The sequence below is a fragment of the Pseudomonas sp. RC10 genome (assembly GCF_038397775.1).
Lineage (GTDB): Bacteria > Pseudomonadota > Gammaproteobacteria > Pseudomonadales > Pseudomonadaceae > Aquipseudomonas > Aquipseudomonas bambusae.
In genome coordinates, this window is the sequence record NZ_CP151650.1 from 1,627,565 (window position 1) to 1,646,195 (window position 18,631).

Below are 18,631 nucleotides of genomic sequence, written 5' to 3' on the forward strand. Positions count from 1 at the left end.
GAATTACAAAGCATCAGCGGAACAGGCTGATGTTCTCGATCAACCAGTCTGATAAATCGCGCGGCGATTGGCCTGTCATCTGTTCAACAGTCAAGGTGATCTCCGACAGCGCCGATTCGTGATACATCAAGTCCATACCGCTCAGAAGATCGGCCATCAGCGCTGATGCGCCTTCTCTGATCAGCATTGCGCGATGCTCGGTTGCAGAGCGCTGATGGTAAGCAACCGGCCGCTGTAGCAGGCGGGTCAGCTCAGCAGCAATGTCTTGCATCGTCCAGGCGCGAGGCCCTGTCAGGTGATAAGCCCGCTGGGAGCGCGTACTGACCTCTTCGAGCAAGGCGACCCTGGCGGCCTGCGCGACATCCCGGGTGTCGATGAAGTTGACTGCTCCGTTGCCTGCCGATCCGCCCCAGGTTCCATTCGCCACCTGAGCCCCAGCGCGTTTGAGTACGTCAGCGAAGGCCGTGGGCCGCAGAACGGTAGATGCCACAGGCTGGATCGCCAGATGGGCCTCGATGCGCATGTGCCAGGCGAATGGGTTGAGCGGTGTCGCCGGCCCCATCGCCGAGAGCTTGACGATATGCGTCACGCCCGCCACGACCGCCGCGTCAATCAGTGCAATTTCATTGTCGACCTGGCGATCTGAAGTGCCGTGTGCCAGGAACATCGTGTCGACGCCATCAAGTGCCTGGGGCAGTGTGTCCGGCTGGTCGAAGTCAATGCTCGCGACGTCGACTCCGGATGGAAACCGGGTTTTGGCCGGCGTTCGCGTGAGAGCGAGGAGCTTGACAGGGTCGCTGATCAGACTATTGATCAACTGCGCACCGACCCGGCCGGTGGCGCCGGAAATGGCGATGCGAGGCGTGTGTGCGGCGCGAAGGTTGGACGGTGAAACAGTCATGGCGGCGATTTCCCAGGAGGAGGTCCGCCACATCGTGCCGTTGGGGATTTGAAAATAAAACGACGAAAAGCGTCGTGATTCCTGCCACGACCTGCTCAGGTCTCAGTCGCCCACTGCCTCGATGTGAAGCCTGTGAATCGGCGATACCCCCTGCTGATACCTCATACCATGGTGTGGGTTGCCTATGCGAACCGATAATGGCGCACCGCCCCTACGCGCAAGATCATACGATCAGCTCGAGCATTTCCTTGCGCTGCCCCCTCGGCGGCTTGATGACTCGGCACTGGCCATCCAGCGGGGAATCCAATGAACACCGATACGTTGGAAAAAGTCGTTCTGATTCATACCCGCGAGTGCTTCTCCCAAGCCTGTGGGCACCTGATGCAGGAATCGGTTGCGCGTCTTAAAACCTCAGTTGGTTGTGTGTGCTGCCAACTGGACACCGCAGAGCGCCCTGTAGGGCGTTGGGCCATTCACTGCGCCTGGAACTCAATCGATGCGATGCGAGCCAGTTTCGAGCACCTGTTCCAACCCGCCTTCGACACACTGATCGCCCAAAACGCTTTGCTCTCAATAAAGGTGTGCGAAGCCAACAGCGCTGAACTCTCACACGGCGTCAATTGATGCCCGGCAGTATGCGCACGGCAGCGCAGAAGGGTTTTCACATCACCTCATGCGAACCACAAAGGACCGTTGTATGAAAAAGACTCCAGAGCTTCTGAAGATACTAGTGCTGGTTGCCGCCACTTATGCGTCGACTTCCGCCTTGGCGGACGCTGCAAAGCCTACCATCGTGCTGGTTCACGGCGCATTTGCTGGATCCAGCAGTTGGAATGGGGTCATCAAACTTTTACAGAAGGATGGTTACACCACGATCGCCGCTGCCAACCCGTTGCGTAGTGTGAAGGGCGACGCTGCGTCGGTGGCCAGCCTGGTTAAAAGCATCAAGGGCCCGGTGGTGCTGGTAGGGCATTCTTATGGCGGGCCGGTCATCAGCGAAGCAGCCTACGGTCAGGCGAATATCAAGGCGCTGGTCTACGTGGCCGCGTTCGCACCGGATACCGGGGAGAGCGCCGTCGCCCTGACCGGCAAGTTCCCAGGCGCGACCCTTGGCCCAACCTTGGGCGCTCCTGTGCCGCTCGAAGGGGGCGGCAAGGACCTTTACATTCAGCAGGATAAATTCCCAGCTCAGTTTGCCGCTGACGTTCCGCTCGCACAGGCTCGCCTGATGGCGGCGGCTCAGCGTCCGGTGACAGAAGCGGCCCTGAATGAACCCGCCACCGATCCTGCCTGGAAAACCATCCCGTCATGGTGGATCTACGGCGACAAGGACCTGAACATCCCGCCGGCGGCCATGAAGTTCATGGCCGAGCGGGCAAAATCCAAGAGCACAGTGGTCGTCAAAGGGGCGTCTCACGTGGTCATGATTTCGAACCCGGGACCTGTCGCCAATCTCATTGAAGTTGCTGCAAAGGCGCACTGACACGCGCCTCAGTTACTTCGCGCGCCGATCAATCTTCCCGACATTACGGTGGGCACCGTTGGCGCCCACCCCTGATGACTTTCGTTTACGACCCAAGAGAGGTAACGACTGTGTCTGACACCCCCAACACACCATCGAGCTCACGCAGGCAGGTGCTCAAGGTCGGCGCGACGGCGCTGGCTGCGGGCTCACTTTCAGCAATGGTCATGGGCGCGACTGGCGCTCAGGCCGCCACAGCGGCGACTCCCAAAGAAGGACGCAATGACATGACGAGCTTCACCACCTCAGACGGCACAGAAATTTTCTACAAGGACTGGGGTTCGGGGCAGCCCATCGTGTTTCACCATGGCTGGCCGCTCAGCTCCGATGACTGGGATGCCCAGATGCTGTTCTTCGTCTCCAAAGGCTATCGGGTCATTGCCCACGACCGTCGCGGTCATGGGCGCTCGACCCAGACCTCCACGGGCAACGACATGGACACTTACGCGGCAGACGTCGCTGCGCTGGTCACGCATCTCAAATTGAAGAATGCCGTACACATCGGTCACTCAACCGGTGGCGGCGAGGTGGCGCGCTACGTCGCTCAACATGGCGCGGGTCGGGTGGCCAAGGCGGTGTTGATTGGCGCAGTGCCGCCGATCATGGTCAAGTCGGCGAAGAACCCTGGCGGTCTACCGATCGATGTCTTTGACGGGTTCCGGTCGGCACTCGCCGCTAACCGTGCGCAGTTCTACAAGGACGTGCCGGTGCCGTTCTACGGCTACAACCGTGAAGGCGCCAAAGTGTCCGAGGGCGTCAAGGAAAACTGGTGGCGTCAGGGCATGATGGGTGGGGCCAAGGCCCACTACGACTGCATCAAGGCATTCTCGGAAACTGACTTCACCGAGGACCTGAAAAAGATCAGCGTGCCGGTGCTGGTCCTGCACGGCGATGACGATCAGATCGTGCCGATTGCAGACTCAGCGGAGCTTTCTATCAAGCTTCTGAAAAATGGCACGCTGAAAGTCTACAAGGGCTACCCGCACGGCATGTGCACGACGCATCCGGAAGTCATCAACGAGGATCTTCTGGCATTCATCAAGGCCTGATGCCCAAGGCCCTTCATTGCCAGGCAGTGAAGGGCCTTTATCTGGCGTCTCACCGCGGCTGTCATAAAGCCGGCAGCGTCAGGGTGACCTTCGCCCCAGACTGCCCATCACATCTGTTCGCCAGCTGAATCTCTCCACCCGCAGCTTCCACAATCGATCGGCATATCGGCAGACCCATGCCCATGCCCGTGGCCTTGGTAGTGAAGAAGCTTTCGAACAGCTTGCCTTCCAGTCCCGGCGCTATACCCGGTCCGCTGTCCAGCACCTGAAGCCTGATGTCTCCGCTGGACAGGTATTCGCTGCGCACATTCAGCTCCCTTGAAGGTGAATCGGCAGACGCCATCGCCTGTGCAGCGTTCATCAGCAGGTTGACGATCACCTGTTGCAGCAGCACCCGGTCAGCGCGCACCGCCGGCAATGAGACCGCCAGGTCAGTGGTCAGGCGCACGGCATGCTTGCGCAGTTCATGGTCGGTGAATTGCAGTGAGTCCTGAATGACGTCGTTGATCGCCACGTCCGACTCTTGCGCAGGTCGACGCAGAGCCATGCCGCGAATGCGCGTGATGACGTCGTCGGTGCGCTGGGCCTCATCGACGATCTGCATCAAGGCAATCTCCACTTCTTTCAAGTCAGGCTCGGGCCGTCGCAGCCAGCGCAGTGCAGCCTGGGCATACGTCGAAATAGAGGTAAGGGGTTGATTGATCTCATGGGTGATTGACGCACTCAACTCGCCCAGGATCGAAATGCGTGCCACGTGGGCCAGTTCGGTCTGCATGATCTCCAGCGCATGGCGCGCTGCTGCCAGTTCCGACAGGTCGATGATGCCGATCAGAATCACCCCGCGCGCGATGTTCTCTCTGGAAAAGCAGGCCGTGAACAGGCACTCGAACTCTTTCCCTTCGAGGGTGCGCAAGCGAGTGACTTCAATATTGTTGGGATGCCCTGCGAGGGATTTGACCACGCAACGGGCGTACACCTGGATGCTCTCGTCAGGCCAATAGCGATCGATGTTTCCGAGCATCTCGGTACGATCTCCCCGACCGAACAGACGAATGCTGTGATCGTTAAGGTCCACCACCTGAGTGCTGCGCATGAAGTCGCGTACCACTTGTGGGTGAGCCAGAAAATGCGCCTCGAGATCCCGTACCCCGGCGTCGAGCAGGGCCCGGATCTTGGGGCCGACTGCGGTGAAATCCAGCTCCCAGAATGAGGCGGCCATGGCTTGAAACAGGTTGCGATACCGATACTCGCTGGCTTTCAGATGCTGCTCGGTCTCTTTGGCCAGCGAGATGTCGTAACCGGTTTCCAGAATGCCAATCGGGTGACCGTCGGCATCCCGGCGCAGCGACCAGCGGGCGTTCACCAAACGACGTGAGCCGGTGCCCGTGAGCCTGGAAAGTTCGCCCTCCCAATAGCCATCCGCCAATAGTCGGTCGTCTGCCGTGTCGTGTCCTTCGCGCTCGTGCCTACATTTGAGCAGCGTACGAGCGTGCGCCCCCAGCGCCGTATGTGAGGGCCAGCCGTAAAGCGCAGCCGACGCGGAGTTCCAGAAACAGATGGTTCCCTCCATGTCACGCACAAACACCGCGTCGTGAAAGCGCTCGAATACCTCGGCTTCGGCGAGGGTGATGGGTTGAGTCATTTGGCCGTCCTCACTGCGTATTCAGTCAGGCTTGGGGAAGTTGACGAGGATGTCATGGGTGCGCTTGGTCAGGTCCGCCGCTGGAATGATGCTGCGCTCCCATGACCAGAACGGCACGCAATCGAACGTCTGCCCGCATCATCCGGTCGTAGGCCTCGCTCGCCTGTTCCAGGGGAAACGTCTCTACCAGTGGATGGATACCCTGAAGGTTGGCGAAAGCGAGGGTCTGCTCGTTGTCAATCACCGTGCCGGTGAGGGCGCCGCTGACCGAGCGCGCGCCGAAGATCAGGTCAGTTGCGTTCACCGAAAGGGGTTCGTTGGGAACGGCGACCACGACCAATTGCCCCCGAGCCGACAGGCCTGGAATTGTCTCTGCCATGCCTTGTGCGGTTGGAGCAGTCCCGAGCACTACTTTCGCTCCGCCCAGCGAGCGTAAGACCTCGGCAACGTTTTCTTCGGTGGCGTCGATGTAGCGGTGAGCCCCCAGGGACAGTGCCATTTCGGCCTTGTTGGCGCCTCGGGCGATGACCACGGTATGGAAACCCATCTTGCGGGCGAACTGCACACCCAGATGGCCCAGCCCGCCCAGACCATGGATCGCCACTACGTCACCCGCTTGCGCACCGGAGTTGCGCAAGGCGTTGAACGTGGTCAGGCCTGCGCAGAGCAGGGGCGCGGCAAGGGTGGCATCCAGCTCTTCGGGGACACGAACCAGTCCGCGCGCCTCGGCGATCATGATCTCGGCATAGCCACCGTCAACGGTCATGCCACTGATCACCGGGTTCTGGCAGGTGACCGGATCACCCTGGCGGCACGAGGGGCAAGTGCCGTCCTCGCCCGCCAGAAAGCCCACGCCCACTCGCTGGCCCAGGCTCCAGCCCTGAACACCGGGACCGATGGCTTCAATGCGTCCAACGACTTCATGCCCCGGCACGCGAGGGAACGGGACGCCTGCGAAGCCTTCCACGGTGGCGCTGTCAGAGTGGCAGACGCCGCAGGCTTCCACTTGGATTCGTACTTGGCCGGGGCCAGGCTCCGTGATCGGGCGCTCCACCAGTTCCAGTTTGCCGGGGGCGGTCGCCACGACGGCGCGATACGTTGCAGGCTTTGTCATAAATCACCTTGGTCGTGAAAAGTGTTGAACAAGCACACGGCCGCCGTCCCGCTCGCTCTGAGCACGACGTTTATGGCGCGGCTCTGGCGAAGAAGAGCAGTCCGTTGCTATCGATCAATCAGGGTGGGCCAGCGTTACAGCGAATCGAACGCAGGCCCGGTCGATCGGATGTCAGTCGTGGTCAGCCTCGACGAACGCTGCGATGTGCTTGGCGGCTGTGCGGGGATACTGCAGCTGCGGGCCGTGGCCGGAACCGGGGAAGGTGACGATGTGCAGCGTCGGCAGCTGATCGCTAAGGGCGTACCAGTTCTCGACAGGAAAGGCGATGTCGTGATCGGCGCCCAGATGCAGCACGGGCACCTCGGTGTTTTTCAACACTTGCAATACGGCTTCCACCGGGAACACCGGATTCTTGGGGCCTTCGCCCAGTTGTGCACCCGCCCACTCGTAAGGGACTTCCGGGCTCGGGTCCTCTCGCCTGGACGCCAGCCGACTCCATGAGCGCTCAGCGGCGGCGCGGCTAGCGGACGAGGCGGGCTCGAAGAACAGGCTCACAAAGTCTTCAAAGGTGTTGTCGCGCTTGGCCAACTCGTAGAAGAGCTGTTCGCCAGGTTTGGCCAGAAGACCTGGAGGGGTGGTTGCGATCAGCACCAGATGGCTGACCAGCTGGGGTGCCTGGGCGAGGACAATCTGCGCTGCCACTCCACCGATCGACCAGCCTCCCAGGACCACCTTGCCCAGCTTGAGAGCCGTGATCAGCTCGATGGTGTCCTTGGCCAGCGAGGCAGGGTTATAGGTCCGCTCGCCGGTCGATCGGCCCAGGCCGCTGTAGTCGAAGACTGTGACTTGAAAACCCTGCTGTGCCAGTCCGTCCAGAAACGCCGGATCCCAAGACTCCATCGTTCCACGAAACCGCACGCAGAGTACCAAAGGGGTGCCGTGTCCAAAAGTGCGATAGGCCAGGGTTCTACCGCCCACGTCGAGGTAGTGGGTCGATGCATTAAAACTTACGGAGTGCTCAGTCATTGCGGTGTGCTCGTTGTGATGGAACGTTAAACGACCGATGTGATCAACACTTCAAGAAACTAACTATGGGTGTGATCAATGGACTGCCATTACAGCGATCACCGGCGCAGGATGAATAGGACTCTCGTGCGTTTCACAAAGTGTATGAATAGTGCTGGTAGATGTGTTTTTAGTTGGGGCACAGGTTGTCGCTACACTGGGATTAACAAGAGTAGGTCGAATATTTTTTACAGGCTGGCCTGTTCGCTTAGTTACGCGTAGGATGCAACAACAATCATCCCCCGATGACCTGTTTAATCCTCTTTTCGTGTCACCTGTGTCCGTTTTTATGTCGTTGGCTCATCGTGCATCGCGTTGACGGGAATTGAAACGACATTTACGGTCATGTTTTCGGACATGACGCCGGACGGAGTGAAAATGCACAGAATCGGTTACTTCCTCACCGAAGGGTTCCAGGTCATGGCGCTGGGGACCCAGTCAGTGTTCGAATTTGCCAACGTGGTGGCCAAGGAGCAGGTCTATCAGGTCACCAATTATTCGTTGACCGGCGGGGTGATCACCTCCTCGATCGGGGCCTCGGTGAACACGCTCAAAGCGACTTCCGAAGCTCAGGCCGACACCTGGATGGTCTCTGGGATAGTCGATCCGCTGGCCCGAGACAGCACTGCCGAAGAACTGAATTTCGTCAAGAGTGCAGCTGGCCGCGCTCAGCGCGTGGGCGGGATGTGTACAGGCGCTTTCGTGCTCGCCGAGGCAGGGTTGCTCGAAGGCAAACGCGTCACCACCCATTGGGCATATGCCGGCGTGCTCAAGCAGCGCTTTCCGAACACCCTTGTAGAGCCAGACAGCATCTTCATCAATGACGGCTCCATCTGGACCTCGGCGGGCCTTTCGGCGGCAATGGATCTGGTGCTGGGCATGGTCGAAAAGGACCTGGGGCACGAGATTGCCAACCGCGTCGCACGGGTTCTGGTCATGTATCACCGCCGCTCCGGCGGCCAGTCCCAGCATTCGGAAATGCTCAACATTGCGCCTAAGTCGGATCGCGTTCAGGCCGCCCTCGAGCATGCCCGGGCCAATCTTTCAGGCGATCTGAGCGCTGATGCCCTGGCGAAGATCGTGCACCTCAGCGAGCGGCAGTTCAGACGCGTCTTTCTCTCCGAAACAGGCCTGTCTCCGGCCAAAGCGGTGGAACAGCTGCGCCTTGAAACCGCGCGCAACATGATTCAGCGCGGTCACCATTCGCTGGAGATCATCGCCAGAGAGACGGGTTTTCGTGACCGCCGCCACCTGCGCGAGGTGTTTATCCGCAAGCTGGGGGTATCCCCACAATCGCTCCGGCGCGATGCCAGAGAAGCACCGACAGGTGAGTAATTCCGGTCAGCTGCGGGCGTTTCACCGATGCACTGACCCCGCCATGCAGGTTGAAACATCCACGTTAGTGCGCTTTATATTCCCCTGCACCGACCAGTGCTGCTGCGTTGACAATGTTCACTACCTAACCTTAGGTATGAATTGACCCGTTGGCTGTGCAGGTACAAAGTTCATTCCGGCGCGTCACCGAATCGTTTGAAAAAGATGATGTGTTTACATCTTGTTTGTGCCTCGATGATTGCCTCCGCGGTCGCGGAGTAGTCTTCAATTGTTATGTGAAGTGTGCTGTCCGTTGAGGCAGCTTTCGCGGATCCGCCTTGCGATGACTGATGTCGGTAAACAAAGCGTCCGGTCAACTAAAACCAAGTTCAAAGGGAGGCCATATGTATCATTCAACCTCATCCAGAACTGCGCAGACGAATGCACCCATTGTCTTTATTGTTGACGACGATTCGGTATTGAGCGGCTCGGTCGCCAGTTTGTTGAGCTCAGTCGGTTACAACACCAAAGCATTTTCCGGCCCCGAGGACATGCTTGCGCATCCACTCGCGCACAAGGCGGGTTGCCTCATTCTGGATGTCAGGTTGCAAGGTTACAGCGGATTCGATCTGCAACAGCGATTGGCGGAGGCGGATAACCGTATGCCGATCATTTTTATGACCGGTCATGGTGATATTCCAATGTCTGTGCGTGCCATGAAGGCCGGTGCCGCCGACTTTCTCACCAAGCCATTCCGCTCTCAGGATCTGATCGATGCCGTTGCCGTTGCCGTGGCCAGCCACAGCGAGTTCCTTGAAGCGCAACGTGAGGTTGATTCCTTGCACAGGCGCTTCGAATGCCTGACTCCCCGGGAAAAACAGGTCATGGAGGGCGTGGTGAAGGGGCTTCTCAACAAGCAGATCGCTAGCCAGTTAGAGGTGAGCGAGATCACGATAAAACTGCACCGAGCCAACATGATGCGCAAGCTACACGCCCGCAGCATCGCTGACGTCGTCAAGGCTGGTCTTCAGCTTGAGCTGTCGAAGGCCACCGTTCCGATCTGATTTCGCTGCATCAGGCGTACTTCATGCGCCCCCGTGAGGGGCGACTCCATTGCGTTTGCGACTGCCGTTTCAGGTAAGTCTCAGGCGCGGTATTGCGTATTTATCAGGTGACCTCATGGCCCAGGAGCAACGCTTGTCAACGATCGATCGGGCGCCGGTTGTCCGATCTTCTGCAAGTCTGATGTCGGGAAACGTGCCTTTTTGCGGTTACCGCAACGCGGTCTCGCCGGCGCAAGAGTTCGAACAAAGACGCGCGAAACGTAACCTTGAGAATCTGGCTCCTTGGCGTGTTAAGAAGGCCCAGGAGTTGATGATCAGCCTCATGGCGCACGGGTGCTCAATAGAGCAGGTGGCCAATGCCTGTGCAATCTCCCGCAGCCATTTCTCCCGCGCGTTCAAGAACGCAACGGGACTCGCGCCCCACGACTGGTTTCGACGTGAGCAGTTCCGCAAGGCACAGGCGTTGTTGCGCACGCGAGAACTCTCGATCTGTTGCATCGCGCAGGAGTGTGGATTCTCGGATCAGTCTTACTTCACCCGGGTTTTCAGACAGTTCACCGGAACTAGCCCCAAGCGCTGGCAACTGCAGCATTGTGCGCAGATTCCCGGCGTTTTCAGTGATGCATCCAACGAGTGAGCGTCCACCTTTCTGTGGAGACCTATATAAAGGCGTACGCAGCATCTGAATGCTCGTCTTCGTGGGCCCAGGACAATAAAAGTGAATAAAGTCACCCGCATTTCGATCGTCGATGATGACAGGTCATGCCGCATGGCCCTGAGCAGCCTGGTGCGATCCCTGGGTTATGAACCTTGCCTGTTTTCATGCGCCGAAGCGTTTCTCGCCTCACCCGATCTCGACAGCACCGATTGCTTGATATCCGATGTACACATGCCAGGAATCGACGGTCTGGAACTGCAGCGGATCTTGGTCAGCAGTGGCCGATCCACCCCGGTTATCTTTATCACCGCCTACCCCAAAGAGTCGGTGCGCAAGCGGGCGATGGCAGCAGGTGCGTTGTGCTTTCTGGGCAAACCTTATAACGCCCAGACTCTCATTGATTGCATTCAGAGCATCGTGCCGATCGACTGACTCGTGTAATTGCTCGAGTGTGAGTTGGCAAATGAATAACCATACGATGGTTTAGGGTATCTGTTACTTGGGATAGTTGTTAAGGAATGTCGGGCGCGGCTAAGCTATCAATCAGTCATTTATCCACTCAATCAGTGGTTTATGTGGAGGGCGTTCAGGCGCAGCAGGGACAGTTCAAGAGACTTGAGCGCATTGGACAAAAATCTGAGCTGATCAGATACAACGAGCATTTTTATCCGTTTTACTCTTTAACGTATTTAATCAACGGATGCAGAAAATCATGAAACACTCATCATCAGTTGCGCATGGATTACTGGTACGCGCCAGTCGCTTGGACAACATTGGCATACGTCTGATTCGCATCGGTGTTGCCGTCATATTTCTATGGATTGGTGCACTGAAGTTTGTGCCGTATGAGGCTGACAGCATCACCCCGTTCGTGGCGAACAATCCGGTGATGTCCCTGTTCTATGCGCACCCGGACCAGTACAAGGAACACCTCACCCATGAAGGTCAGCTAGATCCGGCCAAGCGTGAATGGCAGGCCGCCAATCACACCTATGCGTTTTCCAACGGTCTGGGGACGGTTGAAATCCTCATTGGTCTTCTGGTGCTGTCCTACCTCTTTTCTTCCAGGCTTGGCATGGTCGGGTCGGTACTGGCATTCCTGACCCCGTTGGTCACGTTATCTTTTCTCATAACGACGCCTGAGGCGTGGGTGCAAAGTATGGGGGATGCCGAGTTCGGGTTTCCTTATTTGTCGGGCGGCGGAAGACTGGTACTAAAAGATGTGCTGATGCTCGCTGGGGCCGTGGTCATGATTGCTGACTCCGCACGCCAGTTACTTGAGCAAAGAGCGACGTCTGTTCTGACTACTGCGCAGGGAGTCTGACAGTCACACCATCTGGAGAGCGGGCTGCGATACATGTGAACTGCAGGTGTGCACAACTCAAACCGAAGCGGCCTTGAGTTCGATGTGCCCATCTGCGACTTCAAAACAAGTTTATGGGCATCAACTTTCATACCGAGGAAATCCAACCATGGCACGTTTTACTGCAATTGCGACCGATCAGGCCAGCGGCGCTACCGCTCAAGTGTACGCCGGTATCAAACAGGCTCTGGGGAAAGTTCCCAATGCTTACGCTGCTTTGGGAACGTTAGCCCCACAAGCGCTGACGGCGATGCTCTCGGCAGACAAGGTTCTGGCAAGTGGTCCGCTGAGCAAAGCGGATCAGGAAACCGTGAAACTGACCATCAGCGAGTTGGCAGGTTGCGATTACTGTGTCGCCGCCCACAGCATGGTCGGCAAGATGGCAGGTCTGAGCCCGGAGACCCTGCGTCAGATTCGCCAGGGCAACGCCACCGGCGACGCCAAGCGTGATGTTCTGGTCAGCTTCGTACGCAGCCTCGCGCTCAAGCCCGGCACGTTGCCGGAAGAGGACATCCAGGTACTGCAGGCCGCAGGCTACAGCGGCGAAGAAATCGTTCACATCGGGTTGGCGATCTCGGTGATTACCTTCACCAACGTGTTCAACCGCATCAACGACACGGTGGTCGATTTCCCTGTGCCTCAGTGACCTGTGACCCGGTGCTGTCATCGTCCAAAGGAGCTGCATCGTGAACCTTTTTGCCGAATTGAACGTCGCCGACCCCGATCTTGAAGCAGCGTGCCGAGCGTTTGCCGTACCCGAGCGGGTTTCTGCCTCGTGGAGTGAAGTGAGCTTTCTGGATAAGGGATGGCAGGCGTCGCTGGACGTCGACGCGGAGCGCCTGGCTTTCTGGATGTATGGCAGCGGGCCGCTCATCCTGCTGATGCACGGTTGGTCCAGCCGGGGTTCTCACCTGATGGGGTTTGTAAAACCACTGGTTGCCGCAGGGTTCTCCGTTGCCATGTTCGATGCGCCGGGCCACGGCCACTCTGGTGCAGAGGTGTCGAGCGTGATTCACGCGGGCAAGGCAGCCCTGAAACTGGCGAAGCATTTGGGCGATGTTCATGGGGTTATCGGCCATTCCGCAGGCTCTACTGCTGCGCTATGGGCCTTGAACAACGGGTTGTCGGCCCGGCGAAGCGTTCACGTTTGCGGACCCAGTTCGATGACTTCTGTCGTGCTGGGGATTGCACGTGCCCACTGTCTGGACGATCGGCAAACAGCCGCTTTCTACCGCTGGGTGGAGGCGTTCATGGGAGCTACGCTGGCGTCTGTCGATCTTCCCGCGCTAGGCATGGGGCTCGGACATTCAGGCTTGATCATCCATGATCGCGATGACCGGGTCGTGCCGGTCGCGCAATCGCGGGCGCTGCAGAAGGCGTGGGTGCATTCGACTCTGGTTGAAACCCACGGGCTCGGCCATCGACGCATCCTTGCCGACACTGACGTCATCGGGCGTGCAGTCGAATTCATGAACCTGACCGATCATATGCTCGAAATGCAGGGCTGAGCCTGCGCCAGAACCTCTGCCTTGGGATCGTTTCCCAAGCGTGCAGTAATCGTTCGCTCTTTTCCAGCTCCCGTGACTGTTGATCACCTCCGTCTACTTGGACGGATTCGCGGGAGCTGTTTTTTTCCGGCATATCATCACGCGAATCGAAAGCTTTAGATCCCCTGCGACGTGACTAGTCACTGGGGTGTGCTTCTGCATGCACTGAGGTCAATGCGCTCAATCATCGAAAAACATGCGAGCGTGCTGAACCTTGGCCTCCTCAGTGTCTGCTTCTGGCCGAAAGCTGCCGGTCTCCCATTCTAGGGCGGAGTGGAGCTTGCGCAGAATGAACGATCCATTGCACGCAACAGTGATATGCCAAGACCCTCGCGACGGTAGCGAGGACGCTGTCATCGAACTCACTTCAGATGTCCTGGCAGCCCTATGCGTCCGTCTCGGTGACTCACTGAGCATCGAACTTGCTGACGAAGCTATCGTTCTGAAGCCGATCCGCAAGACAGACACGCAGACCTGAGGAGGCATTCGGCCCAAAACGGACATTCACAGACTAGTGCTTGCGACCCGTTACAGCCTTTGGTGTAGCTTTTTTGTGAAGGACACCAACTTGCTCCGACGCGAACACACGCTGCGCCCTCGGTTATCACATTCCCGCGCCTATAGGATCACCTCAGCCTACAAGGCCTGTCGAATGCCTAGGTGAGCGCGAAAGATAAGTAGTTAAACGGGGCACAGACCTAGTTCAGTGCTCGCTCTTTACTACCGCATACCCTCGAAAAAGGTCTACGGGAGCAACGGCTGGACAAGCCTTCAACTTCTTGATGTGGCTGCGGATCGGAAGCTCTTGCGCACGAGTTTTTTCTTTTTTGATTCCTCGGCATCGCGCCTCGGTTGACGCACTCTGCCGGTGTCGCCATAGGGGCGACGGCCATTCAAAGGAACGTAAAAATGAGCAAACACGACGACGATAACCACTCAAACCAGCTCAATCCGAACAACGACGCCTACTGGCAATCGCGTGGCGAAGATGAACGCCCAGATGATTGGGACGACGCCGCGAACCAAGGGGAAGATTGATGGAGCAGGAACACAAACGCCCGGTCGGTAACCACGAGGCAGATATTCGCAATGGCAACAAAGGTATGCCTGGCACGAATATCATTTGGGACAAGAATCAGGGGGAGCGCGGCAGGCAAATCGCAGATCAGCGGCAACATAAGCGATAAGTGTGAGGCAGGCGCGAACGCGCCTGCCATCAAGCTAGAGGCTTGCAGAGATCGCGTCGGGCGATGCGATACTCCAGCGCATAGCAACTGAAAACCTGATCGATAAGCTCATCCGGCAACTCCAATCTCTGCATGTCGCGCAATATGGCAATCATCGCCCAGGCGAATTGAAAGCGCCGGCGATGCGCACTGCTTTCTGCCCACAGACCGCCATGTTTCTGAAGTTGTGGCTCAATGCAGGCGAGCAAGCTGTTAATGCTGCTGTCTCTAGGCCGTACTGGCTTCTCGGCTTCCCACTTGCGCAAGGTCCGTTCCTTTTCCTCAGCCTGCTCCGCCACGCTTGACCAGAGCTCACCAAGAAACACACTGGGTGCCCTCCGGTGATCGAACCCCGCATGTATTGCCAGCTCTCGGACCTGAATTCCAAGTGGTCGAGTCCATTCACAGGTTTCAGGATCAAATCGAGGTACGAGTGCCTCCAGCAGCACTTCGTTTTGCTGGCCCGCCGTTACGACTTTTTGCCAATGCTCAAGACTTGCGTCGACAACCACCCACGCCAGGAACCGCACAAAGCAGCTGTAAGCGTCAGCAACGCGATTGTGCTTAAGCAACGAGCAGCTCAGCAGAGCTGCCTCATCACCCGTCCATTGCTTGGACGTCATACGCTCCCAACTGCCAGGAGCACCTAACTCATGAATCAGTGAGCATTGGATAATCGCCTGTATGCGATCACCCGCATCCGGAAGAAGGACAAAGCTGGCGGCCAGTTCTAGGTCGCGCTCCAGTCGTCCTGCCCACGTCGCAATTGCGCGGTGATCTCTCAGCAGGCCTTGCTTAAGCAGCGACGTCCATTCGCAATGGGGTTGCCAGACGACATCAGGCACGATGAACCCGTCTGCCAGCATATCCCTTTCCATCTCATCCAGCGATTGCAAGCTAGATGGCCTGGTGGGAGCTCGAAACACCTTGCCCAGAAACCATTTTTTGAGGCGCTTGTAGCTGGGCCAGCGTGCGGTCATCTGAGGATTCGCCTCATAAACCCGTTCCAACGCGGTCGCACCATAAATGACCTCGACCAGCAACGATACCGGCGGGACATATATGAATGCCGGAGGGAGCACCTGCGGTAATTTTGAACCTTGCCTCTCAATCATTGGAACACCCGTCTAGGAATCGCTCTCGGTCACCGTGAACTGTTTGCGCCGGTGTTGAATTGACCCAGTTGCCGAGGAGGGCCAGACCCAGTCTGATACTTCCTGAACCATCACCTGTCCTGGCGTTATGCGACTCTGATGGTGGGTCAGCCTGGCTCCAGCATATGGGTCAATTTGGCATCAGCGCTAACAGTGAGGCCTCCTGAGAGCTCATCTGCCGTGAATACGCCCGACAATACAACGTCACCTCATATCTTTCCGAGAAGCGTATTCTTCGAAAAGCACAGCACCCGAGGCGTTGCAATGAAGATTACCGGTGACAAGCAGATCGAATCCGTCATAGACGTTCGGTGCGACATATGCGGACTCTCAACACAGACACCGTGCGGTCTTCAGTACGGTACGCTTCAAGCGAACTGGGGACCCGGTGCCAAACATGACGGGGAACGCTACGAGGTACACCTTTGCGAAAGCTGCTTTTTTGGCACCCTTGCGTACGTCAAGCAAGAAAGACGCACCCAGCACCTATTCGATGAGAGTGAAAACATGGATATGAGAGTCGATGACCTTGGATTGCTTGCTAGCGACGACCACCCGTGAGTCGTACAACCCACAAGCAGAAGTGAGCCATATATTAATGAGTGCGGGATTTCTCTAGGAAGCGTCTAGAGGGCATTTCGCCAAATGCGTGGCCGTCAGTGAAGCACTGGTTTATCGGACACACCTGCCTGCCATCCACGGTGGTTTAGACAGTGGTGATGTGCGCTGCAGCTGTACAATGTACGCTCAGAAAATTTGGAGTTTGGCTGGCATGGACAGCAACGACCTCATAGCCCGGCAGGATCGCGCGATTGACAAGCCAGAGTTCGACGCATTAGAGCGCGGGCCATTTGTAGGTAGCTTGGTGAACACGTTGGTTAGTGTCGAACGCGACACGTCCGGCACCATAAAATCCTGCAAATCTACCGGCCTCGTTGTCGGTCTGACAGGTGAATGGGGACTAGGAAAATCTAGCGTCCTAAATCTGCTGGCCTACGAGCTTGAGAAAAACGAGCATGTGGTAGTGGCAACGTTTAACCCTTGGCTATTCAAGGGCCGCGATGAGCTGGTAGATGCTTTTTTCAACTGCTTGCGTGGTGCGCTGGGTAAGAGCCCCAGCGAGAGTCTGCGAAGTGTGCAAAAGCAGTTAGAAAGGTACAAAACCTCTATTGAGTATGCTGGTGCCACTCTTGCTGCGGTCGCTGACGCTCTAGGGGCTGGTGGGGCGGCCACCGCTGCCTGGAAAAAATGGCTCCTTAAGCTCACGACCACTTTAATCAAGCCGCAAACCCTGTCGGCTGACCAAGAGCGTAAGAGCTTGGAATCCAAGCTCGCCAAAGCACATGTGGCTGTCGTGGTTTTGATCGATGAGCTTGACCGAGTTGAAGATGAAGAGGTCAGGGCCGTTGCGCAGTTGATAAAAGCAGTAGGGGATATCAAGGGTATATCCTATCTCGTTGCCTATGACCCAGACCGTGTAGCCCAAGCATTGGGCAAGGGAAACTCCACGCGTGAGAAACAGATCAGTGGAGAAAGCTACCTCGAGAAGATCATTCAATACCCTATCCCCCTCCGACCTCTGCTCGAAGAGGATGTCACCAGCCTGCTGAAGCAGGCGCTGCATCGCCACGATATGGTCATTCCTCCTGCGGCCTTGCCCTATCAAACAGAGATTCTCAATCACCTGATACGTGCCATTCGAACACCACGTGACGTCAAGAGAGTCATCGGTGCACTATCGGTACTACAAGATGCTGTAGCGGACGAGATTTGTCCTTACGATGTCCTCGCCTATTGCTGGATTGTGACCAAGTCGCCGAGCATGCGTAGGAAGATTTCAGACCATACTCACGCACTCGTCAGTGACCCTTCCACGCAAGAATTGATTAGGCGACAGCAGTGGAAGACAGGGAACGACAGCGCAGCGGAAACGCTTACAGATCTCTTCGGAGACGGCATAAATGCGCACCTTGACATGCTCCGCGCTATTTTTCCGCGCTTCGATGAGCGCAGTCAGCGATCTGCTGAAACATTCGATGGTGACAGGCTGGCCAAGCGCAGAAATTTGACTCGGCTTTTGTATCTTGGGAACCCACCAGGACAACTGTCGCGGATGGATATAGAGCGTATCTGGTCGCTGAGCTCAGAAGATTTGATAAACGAACTCCAGTCTTTGCAACAGGCTGGACGATTGGAGACATTGCTAGACTGCCTGAATGACCTTGCACCTGTGATGACACAGACCGGCGATGAGACATTTTGGGTGGGGTTATCCCGAGTTCTTACTCGTGATCACGACTGGATAACCGAAAACGAAGTCGAACGAGGCTTCGTAGATGACGCTGCTGCAATCCTCTGGCGCGTGGCCCATACCACTGGCAACGGGACAGCCAGGCTAAAAATCACTATCGATGCACTCATCCGGGACGGCGACCTGTTGATCACTCCCTGGATCCTGCGTAAGCATCTCTTTGCACACGGATTTGTTCCGTACGGGCCGCAGGGAAAGGGAGGTGAAATCTTCAGCGCTGACGAAACTATCTCCCTGCGTGATAGGGAGCTGCCTAGGTATCGAACGGCTGTTTTGGAAGGCAAGGCATTACGCCGACTCCCTGATACAGAGCTGATTTTTTGCATTTTGAACAGCGATCGCTGGGATTCTGAGCTGAGGCAGTGTCTCACCTCCCAACTATCATCTATTGAGGCAATCTCAACGTTCGCAGCATTGATAACCCCTCCTGGAATTCTGTGCGACTACCAGACGCTCGACTTGATGATTGATGCTGGAAAATTGCTTGAGAGACTTCTGAGTATGTTCTCGAAAAGTGAGCGTCCCGAGGATGACTGGATTGCTCAGGCCATCAACCGTCTTAATGCAGTGCTATCGCGCAAAGACCCACATTTTGCGGCGGAAGTTTTCAAGAATGATGACGCCCAGTAGGGCGGAACCCATAGCGCGCGACGGAGTTGCCAAGTAGGCGTCTGCGCCGCGCGATGGCATCGGGGTGTTCT

The 18,631-nt window shown here is 57.1% G+C and carries 18 protein-coding genes; 13 read left to right on the forward strand and 5 right to left on the reverse strand.

Going from position 1 to position 18,631, the window contains the following annotated elements:
• Window positions 1-13: 13 nt before the first annotated feature.
• Window positions 14-901 carry an NAD(P)H-binding protein gene (locus AAEO81_RS07360; RefSeq protein WP_341962570.1) on the reverse strand — a complete coding sequence of 296 codons (888 nt, stop codon included), beginning with the start codon at window positions 899-901 and terminating at the stop codon, window positions 14-16.
• 306 nt (window positions 902-1,207) lie between these two features.
• Between AAEO81_RS07360 and AAEO81_RS07365 the strand changes: the two genes are divergently transcribed.
• The 3 genes from AAEO81_RS07365 (at window position 1,208) to AAEO81_RS07375 (ending at window position 3,472) form a co-directional block, all read left to right on the forward strand.
• Window positions 1,208-1,525, forward strand: a complete 318-nt coding sequence (locus AAEO81_RS07365) for a hypothetical protein (RefSeq protein WP_341962572.1) — start codon at window positions 1,208-1,210, stop codon at window positions 1,523-1,525.
• A gap of 73 nt (window positions 1,526-1,598) precedes the next feature.
• Window positions 1,599-2,384 (forward strand): alpha/beta hydrolase, encoded by a 786-nt coding sequence (locus AAEO81_RS07370; protein WP_341962574.1) that lies wholly within the window; start codon window positions 1,599-1,601, stop codon window positions 2,382-2,384.
• Window positions 2,385-2,650: 266 nt separating this feature from the next.
• Window positions 2,651-3,472, forward strand: a complete 822-nt coding sequence (locus tag AAEO81_RS07375) for an alpha/beta hydrolase (RefSeq protein ID WP_341964484.1) — start codon at window positions 2,651-2,653, stop codon at window positions 3,470-3,472.
• Between the two features lie 61 nt (window positions 3,473-3,533).
• On the opposite strand, the gene AAEO81_RS07380 is transcribed toward AAEO81_RS07375, so the two are convergent.
• From AAEO81_RS07380 to AAEO81_RS07390, 3 genes are all read right to left on the reverse strand, one after another.
• A complete protein-coding gene (locus tag AAEO81_RS07380) occupies window positions 3,534-5,114 on the reverse strand; it encodes an ATP-binding protein (RefSeq protein WP_341962576.1) in 1,581 nt (526 codons plus the stop codon).
• A gap of 52 nt (window positions 5,115-5,166) precedes the next feature.
• Window positions 5,167-6,228: an alcohol dehydrogenase catalytic domain-containing protein gene (locus AAEO81_RS07385; RefSeq protein ID WP_341962578.1), complete on the reverse strand. Its 1,062-nt coding sequence runs from the start codon at window positions 6,226-6,228 to the stop codon at window positions 5,167-5,169.
• 171 nt (window positions 6,229-6,399) lie between these two features.
• Window positions 6,400-7,254 carry an alpha/beta hydrolase gene (locus AAEO81_RS07390; protein ID WP_341962580.1) on the reverse strand — a complete coding sequence of 285 codons (855 nt, stop codon included), beginning with the start codon at window positions 7,252-7,254 and terminating at the stop codon, window positions 6,400-6,402.
• A 417-nt stretch (window positions 7,255-7,671) separates the two neighbouring features.
• Here AAEO81_RS07390 and AAEO81_RS07395 point away from each other — a divergent pair, with 417 nt between their 5' ends.
• The 8 genes from AAEO81_RS07395 (at window position 7,672) to AAEO81_RS07430 (ending at window position 14,277) form a co-directional block, all read left to right on the forward strand.
• Complete coding sequence (locus tag AAEO81_RS07395) at window positions 7,672-8,628, forward strand: GlxA family transcriptional regulator (RefSeq protein ID WP_341964485.1); 957 nt, start codon at window positions 7,672-7,674, stop codon at window positions 8,626-8,628.
• A gap of 383 nt (window positions 8,629-9,011) precedes the next feature.
• Entirely contained in the window at window positions 9,012-9,671 is a 660-nt protein-coding gene (locus AAEO81_RS07400) for a response regulator (protein WP_341962581.1), read from the forward strand.
• Between the two features lie 115 nt (window positions 9,672-9,786).
• Window positions 9,787-10,308 carry an AraC family transcriptional regulator gene (locus tag AAEO81_RS07405; RefSeq protein ID WP_341962583.1) on the forward strand — a complete coding sequence of 174 codons (522 nt, stop codon included), beginning with the start codon at window positions 9,787-9,789 and terminating at the stop codon, window positions 10,306-10,308.
• An 81-nt stretch (window positions 10,309-10,389) separates the two neighbouring features.
• Window positions 10,390-10,761: a response regulator gene (locus AAEO81_RS07410; RefSeq protein WP_341962585.1), complete on the forward strand. Its 372-nt coding sequence runs from the start codon at window positions 10,390-10,392 to the stop codon at window positions 10,759-10,761.
• A 280-nt stretch (window positions 10,762-11,041) separates the two neighbouring features.
• The gene (gene rclC / locus AAEO81_RS07415) at window positions 11,042-11,653 is read left to right on the forward strand and encodes a reactive chlorine resistance membrane protein RclC (protein ID WP_341962587.1); all 612 of its coding nucleotides are present in this window, start codon (window positions 11,042-11,044) and stop codon (window positions 11,651-11,653) included.
• A gap of 148 nt (window positions 11,654-11,801) precedes the next feature.
• Complete coding sequence (locus tag AAEO81_RS07420) at window positions 11,802-12,338, forward strand: carboxymuconolactone decarboxylase family protein (RefSeq protein WP_341962588.1); 537 nt, start codon at window positions 11,802-11,804, stop codon at window positions 12,336-12,338.
• Window positions 12,339-12,378: 40 nt separating this feature from the next.
• On the forward strand, window positions 12,379-13,200 hold the full coding sequence (locus AAEO81_RS07425) for an alpha/beta fold hydrolase (protein WP_341962590.1): 822 nt from the start codon (window positions 12,379-12,381) through the stop codon (window positions 13,198-13,200).
• Between the two features lie 948 nt (window positions 13,201-14,148).
• Window positions 14,149-14,277, forward strand: a complete 129-nt coding sequence (locus AAEO81_RS07430) for a hypothetical protein (RefSeq protein WP_341962592.1) — start codon at window positions 14,149-14,151, stop codon at window positions 14,275-14,277.
• A 178-nt stretch (window positions 14,278-14,455) separates the two neighbouring features.
• Here the strand turns inward: AAEO81_RS07430 and AAEO81_RS07435 are convergent, their stop codons facing one another.
• Window positions 14,456-15,580: a hypothetical protein gene (locus AAEO81_RS07435; RefSeq protein WP_341962594.1), complete on the reverse strand. Its 1,125-nt coding sequence runs from the start codon at window positions 15,578-15,580 to the stop codon at window positions 14,456-14,458.
• Window positions 15,581-15,883: 303 nt separating this feature from the next.
• Between AAEO81_RS07435 and AAEO81_RS07440 the strand changes: the two genes are divergently transcribed.
• Together AAEO81_RS07440 and AAEO81_RS07445 are read left to right on the forward strand one after the other, a co-directional pair.
• Window positions 15,884-16,180, forward strand: a complete 297-nt coding sequence (locus AAEO81_RS07440; RefSeq protein WP_341962596.1) for a hypothetical protein — start codon at window positions 15,884-15,886, stop codon at window positions 16,178-16,180.
• Between the two features lie 211 nt (window positions 16,181-16,391).
• A complete protein-coding gene (locus AAEO81_RS07445) occupies window positions 16,392-18,560 on the forward strand; it encodes a KAP family NTPase (protein WP_341962598.1) in 2,169 nt (722 codons plus the stop codon).
• Window positions 18,561-18,631: the final 71 nt, after the last annotated feature.